The organism is Blastocatellia bacterium (assembly GCA_025054955.1).
GTDB lineage: Bacteria > Acidobacteriota > Blastocatellia > HR10 > J050 > JANWZE01.
This window is the reverse complement of the sequence record JANWZE010000023.1, coordinates 15,586-36,645: the sequence shown is the minus strand read 5'-3', so window position 1 is coordinate 36,645 and position 21,060 is coordinate 15,586. Positions and strand designations below refer to the sequence as shown.

General features: G+C 56.1%; 17 protein-coding genes and 1 pseudogene. 13 read left to right on the top strand and 5 right to left on the bottom strand.

The window, feature by feature from the left end; genetic code table 11:
• Nucleotides 1–40 precede the first annotated feature (40 nt).
• Nucleotides 41–1,624, top strand: a complete 1,584-nt coding sequence (locus NZ823_01940) for an ATP-binding protein (protein MCS6803888.1) — start codon at nt 41–43, stop codon at nt 1,622–1,624.
• Nucleotides 1,625–1,647: 23 nt separating this feature from the next.
• Here the strand turns inward: NZ823_01940 and NZ823_01935 are convergent, their stop codons facing one another.
• The 3 genes from NZ823_01935 to NZ823_01925 form a co-directional block, all read right to left on the bottom strand.
• Complete coding sequence (locus NZ823_01935; protein ID MCS6803887.1) at nt 1,648–1,872, bottom strand: hypothetical protein; 225 nt, start codon at nt 1,870–1,872, stop codon at nt 1,648–1,650.
• Between the two features lie 235 nt (nt 1,873–2,107).
• Nucleotides 2,108–2,749, bottom strand: a complete 642-nt coding sequence (locus NZ823_01930; GenBank protein ID MCS6803886.1) for a CBS and ACT domain-containing protein — start codon at nt 2,747–2,749, stop codon at nt 2,108–2,110.
• 102 nt (nt 2,750–2,851) lie between these two features.
• Nucleotides 2,852–3,301, bottom strand: a complete 450-nt coding sequence (locus tag NZ823_01925; protein ID MCS6803885.1) for a CBS domain-containing protein — start codon at nt 3,299–3,301, stop codon at nt 2,852–2,854.
• A gap of 565 nt (nt 3,302–3,866) precedes the next feature.
• On the opposite strand from NZ823_01925, the gene NZ823_01920 reads away from it, so the two are divergent.
• The 5 genes from NZ823_01920 to pta all read left to right on the top strand — a co-directional run bounded on the left by NZ823_01920 (nt 3,867) and on the right by pta (nt 9,648).
• The gene (locus NZ823_01920) at nt 3,867–4,121 is read left to right on the top strand and encodes a ferredoxin family protein (protein MCS6803884.1); all 255 of its coding nucleotides are present in this window, start codon (nt 3,867–3,869) and stop codon (nt 4,119–4,121) included.
• 12 nt (nt 4,122–4,133) lie between these two features.
• Nucleotides 4,134–5,234 carry a 3-methyl-2-oxobutanoate dehydrogenase subunit VorB gene (locus NZ823_01915; protein ID MCS6803883.1) on the top strand — a complete coding sequence of 367 codons (1,101 nt, stop codon included), beginning with the start codon at nt 4,134–4,136 and terminating at the stop codon, nt 5,232–5,234.
• Complete coding sequence (locus NZ823_01910; GenBank protein MCS6803882.1) at nt 5,185–6,648, top strand: 2-oxoacid:acceptor oxidoreductase family protein; 1,464 nt, start codon at nt 5,185–5,187, stop codon at nt 6,646–6,648. Before NZ823_01915 ends, NZ823_01910 begins: the two co-directional genes overlap by 50 nt.
• Nucleotides 6,618–7,172: a hypothetical protein gene (locus NZ823_01905; GenBank protein ID MCS6803881.1), complete on the top strand. Its 555-nt coding sequence runs from the start codon at nt 6,618–6,620 to the stop codon at nt 7,170–7,172. Before NZ823_01910 ends, NZ823_01905 begins: the two co-directional genes overlap by 31 nt.
• Before the next feature lie 169 nt (nt 7,173–7,341).
• On the top strand, nt 7,342–9,648 hold the full coding sequence (gene pta / locus NZ823_01900; protein MCS6803880.1) for a phosphate acetyltransferase: 2,307 nt from the start codon (nt 7,342–7,344) through the stop codon (nt 9,646–9,648).
• Nucleotides 9,649–9,766: 118 nt separating this feature from the next.
• Here pta and NZ823_01895 read toward each other — a convergent pair.
• Nucleotides 9,767–11,251: pseudogene (locus NZ823_01895) on the bottom strand (FMN-binding glutamate synthase family protein).
• Between the two features lie 467 nt (nt 11,252–11,718).
• Here NZ823_01895 and NZ823_01890 point away from each other — a divergent pair.
• The 3 genes from NZ823_01890 to NZ823_01880 all read left to right on the top strand — a co-directional run bounded on the left by NZ823_01890 (nt 11,719) and on the right by NZ823_01880 (nt 12,668).
• Entirely contained in the window at nt 11,719–11,922 is a 204-nt protein-coding gene (locus NZ823_01890) for a hypothetical protein (GenBank protein MCS6803879.1), read from the top strand.
• Nucleotides 11,910–12,416 (top strand): DUF488 domain-containing protein, encoded by a 507-nt coding sequence (locus NZ823_01885; protein ID MCS6803878.1) that lies wholly within the window; start codon nt 11,910–11,912, stop codon nt 12,414–12,416. Before NZ823_01890 ends, NZ823_01885 begins: the two co-directional genes overlap by 13 nt.
• 66 nt (nt 12,417–12,482) lie before the next feature.
• The gene (locus NZ823_01880; GenBank protein MCS6803877.1) at nt 12,483–12,668 is read left to right on the top strand and encodes a hypothetical protein; all 186 of its coding nucleotides are present in this window, start codon (nt 12,483–12,485) and stop codon (nt 12,666–12,668) included.
• A 196-nt stretch (nt 12,669–12,864) separates the two neighbouring features.
• Here the strand turns inward: NZ823_01880 and NZ823_01875 are convergent, their stop codons facing one another.
• Nucleotides 12,865–13,545 (bottom strand): hypothetical protein, encoded by a 681-nt coding sequence (locus tag NZ823_01875; protein ID MCS6803876.1) that lies wholly within the window; start codon nt 13,543–13,545, stop codon nt 12,865–12,867.
• Nucleotides 13,546–13,992: 447 nt separating this feature from the next.
• On the opposite strand from NZ823_01875, the gene NZ823_01870 reads away from it, so the two are divergent.
• The 4 genes from NZ823_01870 (at nt 13,993) to gmk (ending at nt 20,994) form a co-directional block, all read left to right on the top strand.
• Nucleotides 13,993–17,142 carry a TonB-dependent receptor gene (locus NZ823_01870; protein ID MCS6803875.1) on the top strand — a complete coding sequence of 1,050 codons (3,150 nt, stop codon included), beginning with the start codon at nt 13,993–13,995 and terminating at the stop codon, nt 17,140–17,142.
• A 481-nt stretch (nt 17,143–17,623) separates the two neighbouring features.
• A complete protein-coding gene (locus tag NZ823_01865) occupies nt 17,624–19,459 on the top strand; it encodes an ABC transporter transmembrane domain-containing protein (GenBank protein ID MCS6803874.1) in 1,836 nt (611 codons plus the stop codon).
• A 52-nt stretch (nt 19,460–19,511) separates the two neighbouring features.
• Entirely contained in the window at nt 19,512–20,387 is an 876-nt protein-coding gene (locus tag NZ823_01860) for a YicC family protein (GenBank protein MCS6803873.1), read from the top strand.
• Nucleotides 20,377–20,994, top strand: a complete 618-nt coding sequence (gene gmk, locus NZ823_01855) for a guanylate kinase (protein ID MCS6803872.1) — start codon at nt 20,377–20,379, stop codon at nt 20,992–20,994. The genes NZ823_01860 and gmk overlap by 11 nt, the downstream gene beginning before the upstream one ends.
• The last annotated feature ends 66 nt before the right edge of the window (nt 20,995–21,060 follow it).

Genomic DNA, 21,060 nt, shown 5'->3' with positions numbered 1-21,060 from the left:
TTCTGCGGGCATTGCCACTGCCGCGCCGGCTCAGCCCCCAATGAAACGAGTAGCTGCCTTGAGCCGGTTGGCTGCGGTGTTGAGTCATTCGCAGCAGTTGGACCCGCTGATGGAAGAAGCGCTCGCGGTTGTGACCGATGTGATCGGCACCGATATGGCGCTCGTCTTGCTCTTCGACCCGCACAGCGGCGACCTCCGTGTTCGCGCAGCGCGGGGCGTTGCGCGTGAGTATATCGCCGGCATTGATCATCTGAAGCCGAGCGAAGGATTGGCTGGTCAGGTGTACGTCAGCGGTGAGCCGTTGGTCGTTCGCGATGCTGCCCGTGATCCACGTGTGACTCGTTCGGTGGTGGCGAAGTTCAATGTTCACGCGTTGGCCTGTGTCCCGCTGATTGCTGTAGGCAAGGTCATCGGCGTGCTGGTGACAGCAAGCTATGATCCTGAGCGCGCGATTGCCGACGACCTGGAGCTGCTCGAATGTATCGGTTTGCAACTGGGCATGGCGATCGAAAATGCGCGGCTGCTGGCCGAAAGCACCTACGCCAGCAAACTGTGGGAGAGCACATTTAACGCCATTCAGGATGGCATTTCGGTTCATCGGCCTGACCTGCAAATCATTAAGGCGAACCAAGCCTTGTCGCGCATTTTGGATCAACCGTTGGACACGTTGGTGGGCAGCTCGTGTTGCTTGGCCATACTGGGTCGTCAGGGCAGCTTGCCAGATTGCGCTGACCACCGAGCCACCGTTAGCCGCTGTCCCACAACTGAGATTGTCGAGCGACCCGGCGGCAAAGTCCTGCGCGTGACGGTCAGTCCCTTGTTGGACGATCAACAACAGGTGATCGGCTCGGTTCACGTTGTCTCCGACATCACCGAACACGTGATGCTGGAGCGGCGCATCGCCCGCGCTGAGCAACTGGCCTTGATCGGCGAGCTGGCGGCAGGACTGGCTCATGAGGTGAAGAATCCGTTGGCTGGCATCAAAGGCGCCTTGGAAATTGTCTTGGAAAATTTGCCCGAAGGCGATGCCAATCGCGCCGTCTTGAAGCATGTGTTGGATGAAACCATGCGTGTCAATCGCGTCATCAGTGACCTGCTTGATTATGCGCGGCCGCATACAGCCAGTAATACGCGAACCAATCTGAATCAACTGATCGAACATGCCATCACGATGACCCAGATGCAGGTCGCCGACGGCCATGTTGAGATCGAATTTCGTCAAGACCCTCACTTGCCTACCGTCATGGTAGACCCCGATGAGATGCAAAAGGTGATCCTCAACCTTTTGCTGAACGCCGTCCATGCTGTCCAGGGCAAAAGCAAAGGCCGAATTATCGTGACGACGAGCTTTGATCCCAAAGACGAAGCGATCATCCTGCAAGTGACCGACAACGGAGAGGGCATCGCCCCAGAGCATCTGGAGAAAATTTTTCGCCCCTTTTACACGACCAAGAAAAAGGGCACCGGATTGGGACTGGCAACGTCTCATCGTATCATCACCAATTATGGCGGAACCATCTCCGTGGAAAGCACCGTAGGCCAGGGAAGCAGCTTTGTTGTGCGATTGCCGGCGTCGCTTAAGAGTCGGACTTTAACGCCACACATTTTTCAACCACCTCATTGACGTGAGCCTGATGCCCGCCTGAACTAGCCTTTCGGTGTGTACCCGTCAAGCGTCTTGTGATCGCGATAGTACTTGCCCGCGTCATTCAGGTCATCTTTGCTGGGCTTGTTCGATGTATGGCAATACTTGCAGCTCTTCTTTTCCTTCTTGCTATATTCTGGCTTGGCATACGTTCCGGGCAACGACGCGCTGACCGTGAGCGCCGCCACCGCCGCCATCAGACTGATGAGTTTCAGTAATCGCATCATCGTTTTTCCTCCAGCATTGCGACATTAAAACAGCATCAACAAGAAGCAATCATCATACCAAGTCACGGTCGAGCCTAACAGGCCAAGTAAATCGTTGAAATCTACCAACTCGTTATGCGTTCCCTTGGATTAGGCGTGAGGAGAGAGCGGGCGATATGCCCCAGATGGGGTGAAAGAGCGCAGCCGATCAGGGCTTCTTGAACCGGCCAGCTCGACCGATGGAGTGGACAAGAGCTCACGATTGTCGCCACAGTAACTCAGGTGAGCTGATTTCGATGCCGGCGCGTTGCAGCTCACTGATGATCGGCCTGGGATCAATCGTTTGCAACCGCACGACGACGATGCGTTTGCCGGCTGTCTGGCATGGTTCGGTGACCAGGCTGACGATGTTGACGCCGTGATCCTTGACAATGTGCGTGACTTTGGCCAACGGTTCAGGGCCGTCGTCCAATAGCAATTGCAAGCGAGAGCTTGGCAACATCACCCCCATGATCTGGATGAATGCGCGGAAGATGTCGCTCTCTGTAATGATCCCCACCAGGCGGTCGTTTTCCAGCACCGGCAAACAACCGATTTTGTTTTCGTACATGATCGCTGCGGCTTGTTCAATGGCCATCAAGGGAGAGGCCGTCATGACCGGTTGTCGCATGATCTGACGAATCTGTTTCTGCTGCATCGTCTGTAGCGCCGTCTCTCGTGAGTTGAGGAATAACGGGATACGAATATCCCGGTCTGAGACAATACCGACCAATCGGCCTGCTTCCACCACGGGCAGATGACGAAACCGTCCTTTCATCAGCAGTTGGTCAGCTTGCCACAGCGTGTCGTTCGGAGCGACTGTGACAACGTCTTGTGTCATGATCTGTTTGACAAGCATAGAACCCTTCCTTGCCGTGCTCAACGGTTATGCCACCGGTGAGAGCCGGCGTGTTAAAAACAGAGTCGGAGCCGACAGGCATCCGCTTCCGCTCGCCTCTGGTCAGGCCGACGCGGTCCGTTCTTTCTCGCGTTCGCGATTGCGTTCGGTTGCGCTGATGCTGGCCAGATTCACTAATTCGGTTCCCAACAACAACAACAAATCATCCAGCGCGATGATGCCGACCAGATGGCCTTCCTCATCAACCACCGGCAATCGGCGCACGCCCTCATCACACATCAAAGAAATAGCATCGAACACACCGGCCTGCCTTTGGACAGTGACCACTTCGTGCGTCATTGCATCGTTGACCAGCGTTTGCGTAGCATCAAGTCCTTCGGCCAGCACACCTCTGACAATGTCCCGGTCGGTCAGAATGCCGACCGGCCGGTTTCCCTCAACAACGACCAGGCAACCCACATGCTGATCGCGCATCAGCGCAGCGGCTGCGGCGATCGTTTCATCAGGCTGGATGGTCACGACCTCAGTCAAACAATAATCGGAAATTGGCATACCTTCCTCCTTATACCAAATGCCGAGTGAGGATCGCGCGTACCCGCTCACTCAGTCAGGTTCCACCATGCTTTTTAGCTCCGTGAACGTGATCTTTTCCTCCGCAATTGGTCTGACTGCTCATGAAAATCCTCGCTTTGTCGTCATGCAAGCTGCATGCCAGCCCAGTCCGGGCTGCCCGTGACCGACAACGTCGTGAAATCGAGCGTGCTGCGGCCAGGTCTCGCATGAGCGCAAATCAGGTGATATGGCTGATATGCCTTGAGTCGTGCCCGGATTCACATTGACCGAACTATCACGAGGGTCGGCCGCCCACTCCGGAACCGCGCCTGTGCCCCGCGTTAGCGTTCCCTTTTGTTCGTGTGAATTTTCCCAACTGGGTTCGTGATTTAACACAGATGAGAACCTGAGCGGCCGCCGACCGATCCGGCGATGAGCCGAGAAATCAGCCGATTAGCCCTCCTGAGCCTGGGGATGGTATCTCGGCATAGCATTTGCATCGCTAGTCATGCTAATGCGCTTCGGACCGAAAGGGCCGCAGTCGCAATGAAGGAGTAAATGAGCGATGAGGGTCGAGCAGAAACAAGATCGAGGCGTCATCGAAATCTTAGAAGATGAGTGCAAAGGGTGCGGTTTGTGCGTGGCAGCGTGCCCTGTCCACGTGCTGACGCTGAGTGACGGATTGAACGGCTATGGATACCATCCGGTCAGGTATGAAGGTCGCGGCTGCACAGGCTGTGGCATTTGTTTTTATGCCTGTCCGGAACCAGGGGCCATCACGGTCTATGTGGTGAAGCCGGAGACAAACAGCATCAATTGAGGATCATGACGCATGGTGAAGGAACTGATCAAAGGAAATGAAGCCGTCGTCAAAGCGGCCATCTTGGCCGGTTGCCGGTCGTTTTATGGCTATCCGATTACGCCGGCCAGCGAGATTGCCGAGGCCGCCGCTAAGTATTTTCCGTTGGTGGGAGGAACATTCCTTCAGGCAGAGAGTGAGGTAGCGGCGATCAACATGGTGTATGGTGCAGCCGCGGCCGGTGAGCGCGCGATGACGGCTTCGTCTGGGCCGGGGTTGAGCCTCATGCAAGAGGGCATTTCATACCTCGCGGGCTCGGAATTGCCCTGTGTCATTGTGGACATCATGCGAGGCGGCCCCGGCCTGGGCAACATCGCGCCAGAACAATCGGATTATCATCAGATCGTCAAAGGTGGTGGGCATGGCAACTATCGGACGATTGTGCTGGCCCCCAATTCCGCGCAGGAGATGTGCGACTTGACGATCCTGGCCTTCGAGTTGGCCGATCAGTTCCGCAATCCAGTGATTGTGCTGGCCGATGGGTTCATTGGCCAGATGATGGAGCCGGTTGAGTTCCCAGAGACGCTGATCTCACCGCCGATCAAAGACTGGGCGGTCCGCGGCGATGCAGAGACACGGAGCAATTTGATTAGCTCAATATACCTATCGCCTGAAGAGTTGGAGCAACACATTCTGCGATTGGAAGAGAAGTACGAGCGGATGCGTCAGACAACCGACCTCTACGAAAAGTACAAAACCGATGATGCCGACATCATCCTGATCGGCTACGGCATCGTCTCGCGTGTGCTGAAAACAGCAATTGATCAAGCGCGCGCGCGAGGCATTCGAGCCGGATTATTCCGACCCATTACTCTGTGGCCATTCCCGGCCAGAGAAATTGCCGTCATGACAGAGTGGGCCGACTGTTTCCTGACAGTTGAACTCAGTCATGGTCAATTGGTCGAAGATGTGCGGCTGGCCGTCGAAGGTCGTCGGCCCGTGCTGTTGTATAGTCGCTATGGCGGCATGATCCCGACGACGGAAGAGTTGGTCGAGCAAATTATTCAAGCTTGCGAGGTGGACCATGTATGTGAAAGCATACCAGCGCCCGAAGAGTTTCTATGGGGTGTTTGAGCGTAAGCCGGGCGATCACCTGACCACGCACTACTGCCCCGGTTGCGGCCACGGCAATCTGCATAAGTATGTAGCCGAGGCGCTGGATGATTTGGGTGTTCAAGACCGCACTATTTTGATCAGTCCGGTTGGCTGCTCGGTGTTTGCTTACTACTACTTCGATGTAGGCAACATTCAAGTCGCTCACGGGCGCGCGCCGGCGGTGGCCACGGCTGTCAAACGCGCTCGACCTGACAGCATTGTCATTACCTACCAGGGCGATGGCGACCTAGCAGCCATCGGCGGCAATGAAATTCTGCACGCAGCCAATCGCGGTGAGAATATCACCGTCTTTTTTGTGAACAATGCCATCTATGGAATGACGGGCGGTCAAATGGCGCCAACTACGCTGTTGGGCCAGAAGACGTCCACCTCGCCGTTGGGACGGACACCGCAAGCAGAAGGATTTCCGCTGCGCGTCAGTGAATTGCTGGCCACGCTGGAAGGTCCGACCTATATCGAGCGCGTCGCGTTGATAGATAATCGGTCGCGGATGAAAGCGCGTAAGGCCGTGCGCAAGGCCATCCAAAATCAGATCGAAGGCCGAGGCTTCTCGCTCGTCGAAGTCCTCTCCCCATGCCCGACCGGTTGGGGATTATCGCCGACGGAGGCGTGCCAATGGATTGAACAACAGATGTTGCCAGTCTTTCCGCTGGGCGTGTTCAAAGACGAATCGGCCAAGCGGCAGGGCTGGACGCGCTACCGGCAGCAGGTCCCCGTAGAGCAAATTCCTATGATTCTCGGCCTCAATGGTCACAACGACGAGCAGCTTGCGCCGCCGGTGACAACGCAGCTTGCCGGCGATTGGCAGATCAAGATTTCAGGATTTGGCGGCCAAGGCATCCTGTTCTTAGGGCGCCTCATGGCCGAAGCGGGTATGCGCCAAGGCTACCATGTCTCATGGCTTCCCTCGTATGGACCCGAAATGCGAGGTGGCACAGCCCATTGCCACGTCCACATCTCTACAAACCCAATCGGCTCACCGCTGGTCTCTCACCCCACGGTTCTAATTGCCATGAATCGGCCCTCGTTGGACAAATTTGAACCAGAGATGACCAGCGGTGGGTTGGTCATCTATGACTCCTCCCTGATTGATAAGACGCCTACCCGAGAGGACGTGGTGCCCATCGGCTTGCCCGCCACCAAGATAGCCGATGAGCTGGGCAGTGCCAAAGCTGCCAACATGGTAGTCCTTGGCGCATTTCTTGAACGGACCCGTTTGCTTGATGCTGCCGGCATCGCCGCCGCGTTACAGGCTACAACTGCCAATCGCTCACTGTTGGAACTCAACAGTGCAGCCATTGAAGCGGGCCGCCGCTTTGTTCAAAAGGAGCCTGAATCATCATGGCGAAGCAACGACCCCAGAGTTGCTTGAAGGCTGCTGAAACGCTGCTCATGCTGTCGGAGCTGGAAACGCAAATCGCCCGCTTCTATGAACGTCTGGCCGAAATGTTCGAAGACGATCAGCAACTGGGCGCCTTCTGGATGCATCTGGCCGAGGACGAACTAGACCATGCCGACGCCTTGCGCTCAGCCGCCGAGCAATTATGGCTCACCCCTTTGCCACTTGACGGCCCATTGGTTGAGCCTGCGCTCATCACGAAACTCGTCCGTGAGATTCACCGGTGCGAAGAACGAATGACTCAGCACGAAGCTTCATTGGATCACGCACTGTACTGCACGCTGCTGTTGGAGACCTCGGAACTGAATTGGATTTATCAATGGCTGCTCGATAAATTGCCGGTTTTATGGACCGAGACGCTGCGGTCCATGCACGATCGCCCGGACGATCATCTGGGGCGAGTCTGTGCCGTTATTGAGCGATTCGGCCGGAATTCCACATTGCGTCAGCAAGCGCGAGCGCTCCGCCACCAATGGGAAGATTCGCTGACACCCTGAGCAGCCGACACAGCCGCAGCACGGATCAACAAACAACCAGGCCTACTGCGGTCGCCGCAGTTGTTGAGCGCACACTGAGGCATTGCCGCAGCACGGATCAACAAACAACCAGGCCTACTGCCCCGCCGCAAAGCGAGGCGCGTGGGTAACGAATCGCAGGAGGGTGTCTATGGTTCGAGAACAAGAGGCATTGGATTATCACAGCATGGGGCGAAAAGGAAAACTGGAAGTTGTCCCAACCAAACCATGTATCACGCAACGAGACCTTTCATTGGCGTACACGCCCGGCGTCGCTGTGCCGTGTTTGAAAATTCAGGCCAATCCCGAAGAAGCCTACAACTATACGGCCAAGGGTAATCTGGTCGCCGTTGTCTCTAATGGAACCGCTGTCTTAGGGCTTGGCGACATCGGCGCGCTGGCCGGCAAGCCCGTGATGGAAGGCAAGGGCGTGTTGTTCAAACGATTCGCCGATATTGATGTCTTTGACCTAGAAATCAACACACACGACCCGGACGAGGTCATCAAGCTCGTCAAGCTATTGGAGCCGACCTTTGGCGGCATTAACCTGGAGGACATCAAAGCGCCCGAATGTTTTTATATCGAAGAGACGCTTCGACGTGAATTGAGCATACCTGTTTTTCATGACGATCAGCACGGCACTGCTATTATTTCGGGCGCTGCTTTGCTGAACGCGCTGGAGATCGTCGGCAAATCCATCAGCGAAGTCAAAGTTGTCTTCAATGGCGCTGGCGCCTCCGGCATTGCCTGCGCCAACTACTACCTGCAATTGGGCGTCAGAAAAGAGAACTTGATTGTTTGCGACACTAAAGGTGTGATCTATAAAGGTCGCACCGTCGGCATGAATCCCTACAAAGAAGCGTTGGCTGCTGAAACTGACTGTCGCACGTTGGCCGAGGCGATGGTTGGTGCCGATGTGTTTGTTGGCCTCTCAGTCGCCAACTGTGTGACGCAGCAGATGGTGCGCTCGATGAATGAGCGCCCGATCGTCTTTGCGATGGCTAATCCTGACCCGGAAATCAGCTATGAGGAGGCCAAAGCAGCCCGCCCCGATGTCATCATGGCGACCGGCCGATCCGATTATCCAAATCAGGTCAACAATGTGCTCGGTTTCCCGTTCATCTTCCGTGGCGCACTGGATGTGCGCGCCACGACTATCAACGAAGAAATGAAGCTGGCTGCCACCCGTGCGCTGGCCGCATTAGCCAAAGAAGATGTCCCGGACTCGGTCATCAGAGCCTATGGCGGCGAGCGGCTTCACTTCGGACCAGATTACCTAATCCCGAAGCCATTTGATTACCGCGTGCTGATTTGGGAAGCATCGGCTGTGGCTCAAGCAGCGATGGCCTCAGGCGTCGCTCGGCGTCACCTGGATATTGAGGCTTACAAGGAAGAACTGGAGAATCGGCTCGGCAAATCGCGCGAAGTGATGCGCATGATGATCAATCAAGCTAAGCGCCAGCCCAAACGGGTCGTCTTCCCAGAAGGCTCCAATGAGAAGGTGCTGCGAGCGAGCCACATCTTGGTGGATGAAGGTATTGCGCACCCCGTGCTGCTTGGCGATCCAGAGCAGATTCGTTCGGTCGCTCAAGAACTGGAGATTGGTCTACACCCGATTGAGATCATTGACCCGGTCCACTCGCCCAAGTATCAAGAGTATGCTGATGAGTTATATCGGTTGCGTCAACGCAAAGGCGTGACCTGGCAGGAGGCATTGGAACAGATGCGAAATCCAACGGTCTACGGCGCCATGATGGTTCGGCGAGGCGACGCCGACGCATTGATTGCCGGTGTGACTCAGCATTATCCCGATACGATTCGTCCTGCTTTGCAGATCATCCGAATGCGTCCTGGCCTGTCGCGTGTCTCAGGCTTGTTCATGATGATCCTGAAAGAGAAGGTCTTCTTCTTTGCCGACACGACCGTCAACATCGAGCCGACGGCTGAGGAACTGGCAGAGATTGCGCTGTGCAGCGCGGAGATCGCCCGGCGATTCCACATTGAACCACGAGTTGCCATGCTCTCCTTCTCCAATTTCGGCAGCGCGCGCCACCGGTTTGTTGACAAAGTGCAGGAAGCCACGCGGCTGGTCAAGCAGCGTGCGCCAGAGCTGATGGTGGATGGTGAAATGCAGGCCGACACGGCTGTGACGCCTGAACTGATCAACGAATACTACCCGTTCAGCACGCTCAAAGGTGGAGCGAATGTGTTAATCTTCCCCGACCTGCAATCGGCTAACGTGGCGTACAAATTGGTGGCTCGGCTGGGCGGCGCCGAAGCGATCGGACCGATCTTGATGGGTATGGCCAAACCCGTTCATGTGTTGCAACGTGGTTGTGAAGTCAAAGACATCGTCAATATAGCCGCTATCGCCGTGGTAGATGCGCAAGAAGCGGAAGGCTTGCAGCAGCAGATGACTACAACATCGCGCTTGCATCGAAGCGCGTCTGTTGATTAGCCTGCATGAAAGTCACGTCAGGAGTTGTTCACGTTGCCTGTGGCGACGCCCTCCTGTGAGAATGTGGCACAGGCATTCCTGCCTGTCCCAGATTCTCAAAGGCGGCCCACTGTAAAGTTCAAGCCAGGCTTTCGGGATGCTCAAGCGTCGCCGGTCGCTCTGGCATGCCACTCAAGATCCACTCGACGGCTTCTCGATCCGCGTCCATGACGTAGGGGATACCACTGACTTCAGCGGCCTCCCGAGTGAGCGCCGCAATGTCGTCCCGTGTAATGTAATCCAGAGCGAATTTTCGATTGCCACACATCAACTGCCGCAGCCCCTGAGCCAATCGTTGGAGGTAAGTGTACAGCCCAATGGCTCCCGCTGGGATCTTCTCGAAATCAGAACCAAACCGCTGCTTCAGCTCCGGCGCGGTGACGAAAATCTCCTCGATCGTCTCACCGAATCGCACAATGTAAACGGGAATGTCACCGTCTTCAATCTTGCGACCGATTGTCTTGCCCACCATGGCGGCGGCTAACGGCGCTCGCGCCATGCCGATCAGTTTGAAATACGGCGCGCCCAAGGCGAGCCCTTTGAAGATTTGGTCCTCAAAGGCAAACCCGCCGGCGATGGCAATGTCCGGTACATACTCGCCGCGTTGCATCAGCGTCTCGGCATATTGATAAAGCAAAGAGTGTAGCTCGACCGGCGGCACGCCCCACTCATTCATCATGCGCCAAGGGCTCATGCCGGTGCCACCGCCGGCGCCATCCACCGTCAGCAGATCAATCTTGGCCAGCGACGAGAACTTGATCGCCCGCGCCAGGTCAGCCGGTCGGTAGGCGCCGGTCTTCAGAAACACGTACTTGGCCCCGGCGCGCCTCAGCTCTTCCACCCGCCGAATGAAGCTCTCCTCATCCACCATGCCAACGCGCGAGTGACGCTCAAACTCTTTGAACGAGCCGCGCCGGAACGCTCCGATGACGTCGGGATTCTCCGGGTCGGGCAATACAATGTAGCCTCTTCGCTTCAACAACTGGGCTTTGGCCAAATCTTTGATCTTGACCTCGCCGCCGATGTCCTTCGCCCCCTGTCCCCATTTCAGCTCTACCGCCTCCACGCCGAGCTGTGAAATGACATACTCGTGAACGCCCAGTCGAGTGTCTTCCACATTAGCCTGGACCACAATGGCTCCGTAGCCGTCCTGTTGCCAGTCTTGGTAGAGCTTCACCCGCCGAACCATCTCGGGAGAATGGATCACCCGCCCGTGCTTGAATTCTGCCTGCTCGTCCATGCCGCAGACGTTTTCGCCAATAGTCAACGGAATGCCCGAAATGGCGGCTCCGATGGCCAGGCCCTCCCAATTGTTTTTGGCGATGGTGGTTGAGCCGAGTCCGGGAATGATGATCGGGAGTTTCGCTTTGATGCCCTTGTCCCGACCGATGCGTCGTTCCAGAGAGACAGCCGGGAAGATGGCGGCGTCCGAATCAGCCGGGACGCCCCACGCGCCCGTTGCCGTTCCCATGATGGTCAAGTGCGACAGGTCCACGGGATAATTCTTTTGCGAGGCCGCCGTGATGATGCCGAAGGGCTGCGCATAGATTACCTCGGCGCCTTGGTTGATGCGGCTACTTCGGAAGTGTTGCGTCCAGCTAACCGCGCGAGGCCAGGTCTGGAGGATTGACGTTCTAAGTAACGTGACAAAAGTTCGTGGCGTTTTTTGGAGTGCTGCGACGTGTCGCAGCGTTGGCCGGAAAGCGGTGACACATCACCACACGCCAAAACGTCCCGTCCCCCCAAAATGTCCCAGAACTTTTGTCAACCTACTTAGGCTTTTGGTATCCGACATTGGTGATGCTGTACTTGCAGAGAATTTCTATGGTTGGCTGCCGTTGCCGCGGTATGCCACGCCGAAATCGGCTTCGCTTGGTTCATGCATCCTGGCTGGAAAGTTGACCAGGGAATCAACCTGGACGCTTCATCTTCCTACAAATTTCGGGTGGTTGAGCGCGCCGCCAGCGCTATACTGAGCCTCGTAGCTCCGACAGAGGCCGCTGAAACCATCTTCTCCCGTGTTGAGACTCAATGCTTGAGTTGCCAACATCTGGCGTTGGCCGAACCAACATCGGTTCGATCACGGCATGGCTCAATGAACGCTATTCGAGCAAAAAGCTAAACCCGCCGAGCGCACCCACTCGGTTGATGATGTGGTTTCACAGCTTCCTGCACAATCGGTTTTGTCCGTCCATGTACCTGTGGTATGATGCTGCCGACCGATGGTACCCGTGATTTACACGATAGGACATAGCCATGCGTCCGTCGAGCAGTTTGTGCAACTGCTCACGCAGTGCCGGATTGACGTACTGGTGGATACCCGTAGTCAGCCCTATAGCCGCTACGCGCCTCAATTCAACCGCGAAACGTTGAAAACCTCGTTGGAGCAAGCGCACATCAAGTACCTCTACCTGGGTGACGCGTTGGGTGGTCGGCCCGTCGAGGAGCAGTACTACGGCCCGGACGGCCAAGTTGATTATGATCGGTTGGCGCAAGCGCCATTCTATCGGGAGGGGCTGGAGCGGTTGAAGAAAGGTGCTGAAGTTTATCGCCTGGCGATCATGTGCAGTGAGGCTGATTATCGCAAGTGCCACCGCTACTGGTTGATTACGCGCTCACTGGTTGCTGAAGGCGTTCAGGTTCAACACATCCTACATTCAGGAGAGGTTGTCGAAACCGATCCAACGGCGTTCCGACGCCACGCTACACAGCCTCGCCTGTTTTCCTGACGGAAGAGCACTTGATGAGGCGGACGGCCGCTTCGCACACCATCCGTCTCTGATGAGTGGCTGCGTATGAAAACGATTTACACAATCGGCTTTACTCAGAAGACGCTCCAGCAATTCATTGAGCGGCTGCGCAGCGCGGGTGTGCGCGAAACCCATGTCTCGGCGCGCTGCAGACGCGCCACGATTGTTTGGTGTGCTGTTCCAGACGTCGCAGTCTGGCTACCTTCTATTTGCGCCTCCGGCGCAAGCTGAGTGATGAAAATGGAGCACAGGCAGGAATGCCTGTACCACATTCTCACAGGAATCGCCCATGCGCTCCGCGCTCGCCACGAACGATGAGAGTGGTTATTCCCAAAGGACGACCCATCTGACTATGTACGACTGGCTGCGCAAGTGGCTGTGACGCTGATCCCAGTGGCTTCATGAACCAACGCTCAGCCATCAACAATTAAGGAACCACCTTGGCCGTGAGCACGACCAGCACTGGCGTGCCCGGCGCTAACATGGGGGCTTGACCAAGAATCACTGGCTCACCTTCGGGGACGTCAAGGTTGATCTCGAAACCAGTAGTCTCGTAATCCACCTTCTCTGGCTGTCCTTCTTTCTGTGGCGGCAAAAGCCCGATCGGCACTCGAGCAGTCAGCCGCAATCCGTCAAAATGGATTGTTCGGCGCGCTCCTTCTGATACGACCCAGACTCCCTTAAACCCAAACTGGTAAAAACTCTTTTGTGGCCCTGATTCGCTGCGTGGAGCGAGCGCATCCACCTGATTGACATCCTCGCCAGCGCGGGCGCGTAGCAGTAGCGTGTCCACTAACCGATATGACTCGGTCGCCGGCCCCATACGCTCAAGCACTCGTCGCACCGGGGCTGGCACGGGTTGGCCGGTCGCGCCGGATGCCGCTAGCAGATAAGCCGTCACCTCCACGTTTTCTCGGAGCTGTGGCCGATCAATCCTGGCAATCAACTCTCCAATCGCGTCTAAATCCTGAGACCGGGCACGCACGATGAGAGCACCCATCTGAGCATGCGGGACGACGGCGACGCGCTGCCCCAAGAGAGCCGAGATTGCCGTCTGCAATGTTTGCACAACGTGTGGACTGGCATATTTCAATTGAAAGGTGCGCATAAACATATCCTGCACCCGAGCTCGATTGGCTACATTAATCTAACACCACGAGGATCGTTCGATCGTTGATCGGCTCAGCCAAGAGTTTATTCGCCTCCAGAACGGCTTCGAGCGCCTGATTGGGCTTGAGCCCGCGCAAGTGCAGATTCTTCTCATTTCATTCGATGTCCCGTGCCTGGCTATCATCCGGTCGGGTTCTGCCGAGGCCGCTCTGCTGGTTGTTTGTTCTAAGCGCCAATGTGGAAGTATCCAAAAATTTGGATGCGAATCTCCAAAATTTTGGTTGAAGCAATCCCTGCTAGAACCTTTGCCGGCAGCCATAGTTTTTTGTTTGGCAACAGGTTAGCCACTGCGAACCGGTTGCTGCCTACTCTCTGGCACAGCAGTTGCTCAATATCATCTTTGCAATTCTGAGGTGATTCCATTTAAGGGAGGATGTTCAAGCGTATGAAACGACGAATCCGTTTTACCGGTGTTATGCTGCTGTTAATGGCTGCATGGGTATCGGGAGCGTCGGCGCAGGTTAGTACGGCCGAGGTGACTGGCACCGTGCTGGATCAAGCCGGCGCAGTGGTAGCCGGCGCCAATATCATCGTCACGAATCAGGCTATCGGGCTTGAGCGACGAACTGTCACCAGCGACTCCGGCGATTATTTTGTATTCAAGCTGCCGCCGGGTGAGTACGAGGTGAAAGTTGAGGCTGCCGGCTTTAGCAGCGTGGCGCAGAAAGTGACGCTGGGGGTTGGACAGCGGGTCACGCTCAATTTCACGCTCAGGCCGGGTGTGACAACGGAGGTCATGTATATCGAAGGCGGCGCGCCGTTGATTGAAACCACCAAATCGGAGATCGCCGGCGTGGTCACGCCAACCGAGGTGCAGAACCTACCGTTGTTGAATCGAACTTTTGCGGCGCTCTCGGTTATCATGCCAGAGGCTCGGCCTGCTGGCAATTTTGATCCAACCAAGACGCGCATTGGCAATTTCGCCATGAATGGCGGCGATGGCCGACAACTGGACGTCAACGTGGATGGCGGCGATAACAAGGATAACGTTGTCGGCAGCCTGCTGCAGAATTTCGCTTATGAAGGAATCCAAGAATTCCAAGTGTTGCAGCACCGATGGACGGCTGAAAGCGGTCGCGCCGTTGGTGGTGTCGTCAATGTGGTCACCAAATCAGGCAGCAACGAGTGGCACGGTTCGTTCTTTGCCAATTTCCGAGATGAGGCGCTGCGGACGAAGGATTTCTTTGAGAAACAAACGGCCAGAGAGAAACCGACATTCAGTCGTCAGGAGATCGGCGGTTCGTTTGGCGGGCGCATCGTGCGCGACAAGCTCTTCTTCTTTGGCGCGCTGGAGCGCTTCCGTGAGCGTCAACAGAATCTGGTTGTGCCGGCTGCGCTGCCTCAGTTGCGCGCTATTCCGGGGGCCAATGTCGTGGAGGCCATTCCCACACCCTACGATGATTGGCTGTTGACGACCAAGGTGGATCATCGGTTATCGGGCAAGCAGTCCATGTTCTATCGGTTTTCGTTTCAGGACAACTCCTCGCCCAACGACCAAATTCCTGTTCCGGCAAGAGCCGACCTCAATAACGGCAACACGAACGATAACCGGCTCTATAGCTTCGTGGTCAACCACACCTATGCGATCAGTGGCACTAAGCTGAATGTGATCTCGTTCCACTTCCAGGATTTCAAGAACGAGATTCTCGGCGTCACCGATGCGCCACAGCTTTCCTTCCCGACTGTTGTCACAGGCAAGAACACCAATGTGCCACAGGCGACATTGGAGCGGAAGTACCAATTTCGTCATGACTTCTCATGGCAGGTGAACCGCCACAGTCTGAAGTTTGGGTCCAACTATATTTGGACTGACTTAGGCGGGTACTTTTTCTTCGGTGCCCAAGGGTATGCGATTGCCTTTTTCGACGATCCGCTGACCATTGTCAACAACACCAATGGTCTCTACCCGCAGGGTTTTGCCACGCCTGGAGCCGTGCGGCAAATCACTTACTCAGATGGTCGCGGGGATCACGAGCAGCGATTGCATCAGTTGGCGTTCTACTTTCAGGATGACTTTAAGGTGTCACCACGCCTGACACTCAATCTGGGCCTGCGGTGGGATGCCAACATCGGCAATCTGGTGGATCAGACCAACAATCGCACAATCCGAATTCTGCAACGACTGAACCACCCGCTGGCTCAGGCGTTGACGCGAGACCCCGACAAACTGAGTCGCACGACGCCGAGCTGGAGGGAGTTTCAGCCACGACTGGGCTTTGCTTACGATCCGATGGGCGAAGGTCGGCTGGTCATCCGCGGTGGGTACGGCATCTTCTTTGACCAGCTCTTCCAGAACCTGACGTTGTTTTCGTTGACGCAATCCAACCCGGAGCTTTATCAAACGGCGCTGGACTTGCGTAACGATCGGGTTGGCTCCGGGCAGCTTGCGACATTCCGATTTGGTGTTGATCCACTGCCGCCGTTGCCCCCCGGATTCTCGTTCGCTGATTTGGCCTTTGGCGGCTTTGGGCGCATCAATGATCCGGACGCGCGGGAGCCCTATGTTCAGAAGTTTTCTATTGGCTTCCAGAAATCGCTCGGCCAGAACTGGGTCCTGTCCAGCGACTATGTGCACACGCTGGGCATTCATGAGCCGCGCGTGCAGGTCATCAATCCGCAGATTCGCCAGATTTGCGATCCGGCCTATCCCGGCTCAACCCCAACGTCGCCGTTGTGTGTGCGTGGAGCCAGCAGCCGGCTGCTGGATCGTGCGTTTGTGGATGCCGGATTTCCCATCACCGGCGGGCGCGCCCGCATCGAGCAGATCAATATGATCGGCACGACCAACCGCTCGCTGTTTGATAGTTGGACGACGGAGATTCGCGGTCGCATGAGCAAGATGACGTTCCGGGCTGCGTATGTCTTATCCAATTCCCGGTCTTGGGGTGGGCAGCCCGTTGCTTCGTACAGCGGCAATGCGATCCAGATCACACCTGAAAACCAGTTCAAACCCGAAGAATTTGGGCCGACCCGCTTCGATGAGCGACACCGATTTGTGGCCAGCGGCGTCTTCGATCTGCCGTTTGGTTTTCAGTTAGCGCCCATTTTGCAGGTGGCCAGTTCACGACCCTACTCGCTCAACACAGGGTTTGACATTGACGGCGATGGACTGGGCGTCATTGATCGCATCTGCGCGAGCGCCAATTTGCAAGCCGTCTTCCAAGCGCGAGGCAACTCAGCGGCGCTGCGGGCGTTGAATCCGCCTGGTTGCACACAGGTTCGCGTCAACAGCCAGCGCAAAGGGTTCATCGTGGATGCCTCGGGCAACATCAAAGAGCGCAGCGGTCGCTACATCAACATGGACCTGCGCGCCAGCAAGGTGTTCCGCCTGGGCGAGAATGTCAATCTGAGCGGGTACATTGACCTGTATAACCTGTTCGATGTGGAGAATTTGGCGTTTGCTGAGCGGCGCGGCTTGAGCTTTGCCACCTCAGGCAGCACGTTCATGCAACCCTTCTCGCTGTTTGGCCCGGGCTTCGGTCCACCGGTGGGGCGTCCGTTGACAGTGCAATTAGGCCTCCGGTTGGGCTTTTAAGCACATTCCTCCTTAGAACAGCTTAATGACAGGGCGTCGAGCCCGCGGGGCTCGGCGCCCTTTTTGTTTGTTGCACGCGCCGGCCACGAATGTCGTGATTGGCGGAGAGTGGACAGGGGAGCGTGATGAGTGGAAAGTGATGAGTGAACAGTTCGCGTCGGTGTCCCATTCAAAAAATGCCTCTTGCCTGGAGCGTGATGAGTCGAGAGTGGAGCGTGATGAGTGAGCAGTAGGGAGTGGTACGAGCCTGCCTATTCCTTGCAAGGCTCACACAGGCTCGCGCCTCAAGTAGACTCAAGCCGCTTGCAGGACTCGCGCAGAGCGACATCTCAATCAAACCCTGCGGTATTGCAGATGTCGCGTGAGGAGTTCGCTGGCAGGACTCACACAGACTCGCGCTTCAATCAAACGATGGTCGGTGGCGGCCATTCATCTTGACCCTGTGCACGCAAACCGCTTATAGTCTCCGTTCCTTTCGTCTATGCAAGAGCTGCGCCGGTTGCTGGGTTATCTCAAGCCGTATCTCGGCTCATTCATCACGGCTTTGTTCCTGATGCTCATTGTGGCCTTGTTTGAAGGCGCGACACGGGCCTTGTTGGTGCCGATTACAGACCGCTTGTCCGTAGCCGGTCGCGCCACACAGGAGTTGCCGGCGGCTTCCAATCTGATTGACTTCAACCGCTACTTGCCCGCCGATTTTCAGCAGGCCATGTACTTGATTGCTTTGCTGCTGATCGTGTTTACGGTGATCAAGGGTGTTGCCGAATTCCTATCCAATTACCTGATGGCCTGGATCGGGCAGCGCGCCGTATTCGATCTGCGATGCTCGCTCTACAATCACATCATTCACCAATCAGCTCGCTTCTTTTCTCAGCATCATACCAACGAGCTGACCGCGCATCTGGTCAATGATGTGGAAAAAATTGATCAGGCAGTTTCCCGCACGGTCAATGATGCGCTCCGTGAGACATTCACGTTGATCGTTTTTCTGGTGGCGATTTTCAAGCTCAATTGGAAGTTGGCTACATATTCGCTGGCGCTCGGTCCGTTCGTCTATGCGGCGACGATTTTTTTCAGCCGACGCTTGCGTCGCACATGGACGTGGGTTCAGCAAGGCTACCAGGACATTCTGAATCTGGCGCAGGAGACCATTGCTGGGCATCGGGTTGTCAAAGCGTTTGGCATGGAGTCATTCGAGTCGGAGCGGTTCAGGGGACTGGCGCGACGGCTGATGGGCGCACAGTTGAAATCGGCGCGATTCGCCGCGCTCTCGCCGCCGGTGATTGAATTGATGGGCATGCTGGGAGCGGCCGGTTTCATCCTCTATGCGTTGCACATCATTGCGGCTCGCCAGATGACGCTCGGCGAATTTCTCGGATTCTTGTTCTTCCTCTTCAGTTTGTATGATCCGGTGCGCAAACTGAGTCGCATTCATAATGCGTTACAACATGCGTTGGCTGCCGCTGGCCGCGTGTTTGCTTTGCTGGATCAGCATACCGAGATGCGTGATAAGCCGCATGCGCGACCGCTCACCACGTTCCGCGACAAGATAGAATTTCGCCACGTGTGGTTCGCCTATCCTGATGCCTCGTCATGGGTGCTGGAAGACATCACGTTCGAGGTTCGCGCCGGCGAAGTTGTGGCCATCGTTGGCTCCAGTGGCGTGGGCAAGACGACGTTGATCAATCTGCTGCTGCGGTTCTACGATGTCAGCCGTGGCGCCATTTTGATTGATGGCGTGGATATTCGTGATGTGCAGTTGAAGTCATTGCAACAGCAGATGGCGCTCGTTACGCAGGACGTGATGTTATTTAACGACACGGTGCGGCACAACATCGTCTATGGTCGGTCGGACGTAACAGACAGGCGGCTGATCGAGGTGGCGCAAGCGGCGCTGGCGCATGAATTCATCAGTCAACTGCCGCAGGGGTATGATACGGTGATTGGGGAGCGCGGCGTTCGACTCTCCGGTGGTCAGCGGCAACGATTGGCCATGGCGCGCGCGTTGCTCAAAGATGCGCCGATCCTCGTGCTGGATGAGGCGACCTCAGCGCTCGATAGCGAATCGGAGTTCTATGTGCAAAGCGCATTGGCCAATCTGATGAAAGGCCGTACCACGATTGTGATTGCTCACCGGCTCTCCACAGTGCGCAAGGCCGATCGTATCATCGTGCTGGAGGATGGCCGGATTGCTGAAGTCGGCACACATGAGCAGCTCATGCAGCAAGGAGGCGTTTACCAGCGCTTGTACGAATTGCAATTTGCTGATGAAGAATCGGCATCATCGCTGCTCATGCAGCCGCAGAAGTGGGCTTAATCAACAGTGGAATGGATGTTGGGATCTCGCATGAAAAAGTAGGTCGAGTGTTATGATCAGAAGCATGACCGGATTTGGCCGGGGGACATATCAGAACAACCGATTCACGATTGACGTCGTTGTTGCCACAGTCAATCATCGTTTTCTGGACATCCAATTGCGGTTGCCCGACGAGCTGGTTGCTGCCGAACCACAGGTGCGGGGATTGGTTTTGCAGTATTGCCAGCGTGGACGAATCAACGTCAGCGTGACGTTGAAACACACCGGGGAGATCGCTTACCAGTTGAATCGGCCGATGATTCGTGGTTATCTGGGCGCGGTTGCGATGATGAAACAGGAGTTTTCCATCGGCGGCGAGTTAGATATCAATACGCTGGCCTCATTGCCCGATGTGATTGAGCCGGTCAGCCAGTCAGGCGAGCTGGAAACGGAGCTGGTTGCGGGCCTGGATGCGGCCATGAAACAGGCGCTTGAATCAGTCGCCGAGATGCGCGCGGTGGAAGGGCGCGCCATTGCCCAAGAAATGTATGAACGGTTGAACGTGATTACCAATTTGGTTGCTGACATCGAACGCGATGCTCGCTCAAATCTGGCCATAGCCCGTGAGCGGCTCCTGCGGCGTGTTCATGAGCTAGCCGCTGACATCACGCTGGACGAAGGCCGAGTGGCGCAAGAAGTAGTCTTGCTGGCTCAGCGGTCTGACATCAACGAGGAGATCAATCGGCTCAAGAGTCATCTGGACCAATATCGCGCGCTGCTGGGGAGCGACCAAGCTAATGGACGCAAACTCGAATTTCTGCTGCAAGAGATGAACCGCGAAGGCACAACGATTCAATCGAAATCACCCAGCATCGCCACCGCTAAGGCCGCCATCGAGCTTCGCGCGGAAGTTGAAAAGCTACGGGAGCAGGTTCAGAATGTCGAGTAACAGAAATTTCCTGGTGGTCATCTCGTCGCCCTCCGGCGGCGGCAAAACCACTATCGTCAAGGCGCTGCTGGAGCGCGTTCCCCAGACCCGTTTATCGGTTTCGCATACGACGCGCAAGCCGCGATCCAACGAGGTGCATGGCCAAGATTACTTCTTTGTCAGCCGTGATGACTTCCTGAAGATGCGCGCGCAGGGGGAGTTTCTGGAATCCGCCGAAGTATTCGGCAATCTGTACGGCACATCCAAGCGAATGGTTGACGAGATTCTGGCCGCTCACTGTGACGTGATTCTGGATATTGATGTGCAAGGCGCGGCGCAAATCCGAGCGCACTCGCCCGATGCGTTAACCATTTTCCTGATGCCGCCCTCGTTCGATGAGCTGAAACGACGATTGAACTTGCGCGGCACAGAAACGCCGGCCTCCATGAGCCGACGGCTGGAAGTCGCTCGTCAGGAAGTTACGCGCTACGCTGAGTTCGATTACTTGGTCATCAATGATGAGCTGCAAGAAGCTTGTCGGGCGGTTGAGGCGATCGTTCGCGCTGAACGTCACCGGCGAGTCCGACAGGAAGAGGAAGCGCGAGCCATCCTGCAAACGTTCATGTGAAGAACGCTGATGAACATCCTGTTGGGACTCACTTCATCTACGACGACGCTTTGATTGGACTTTGCA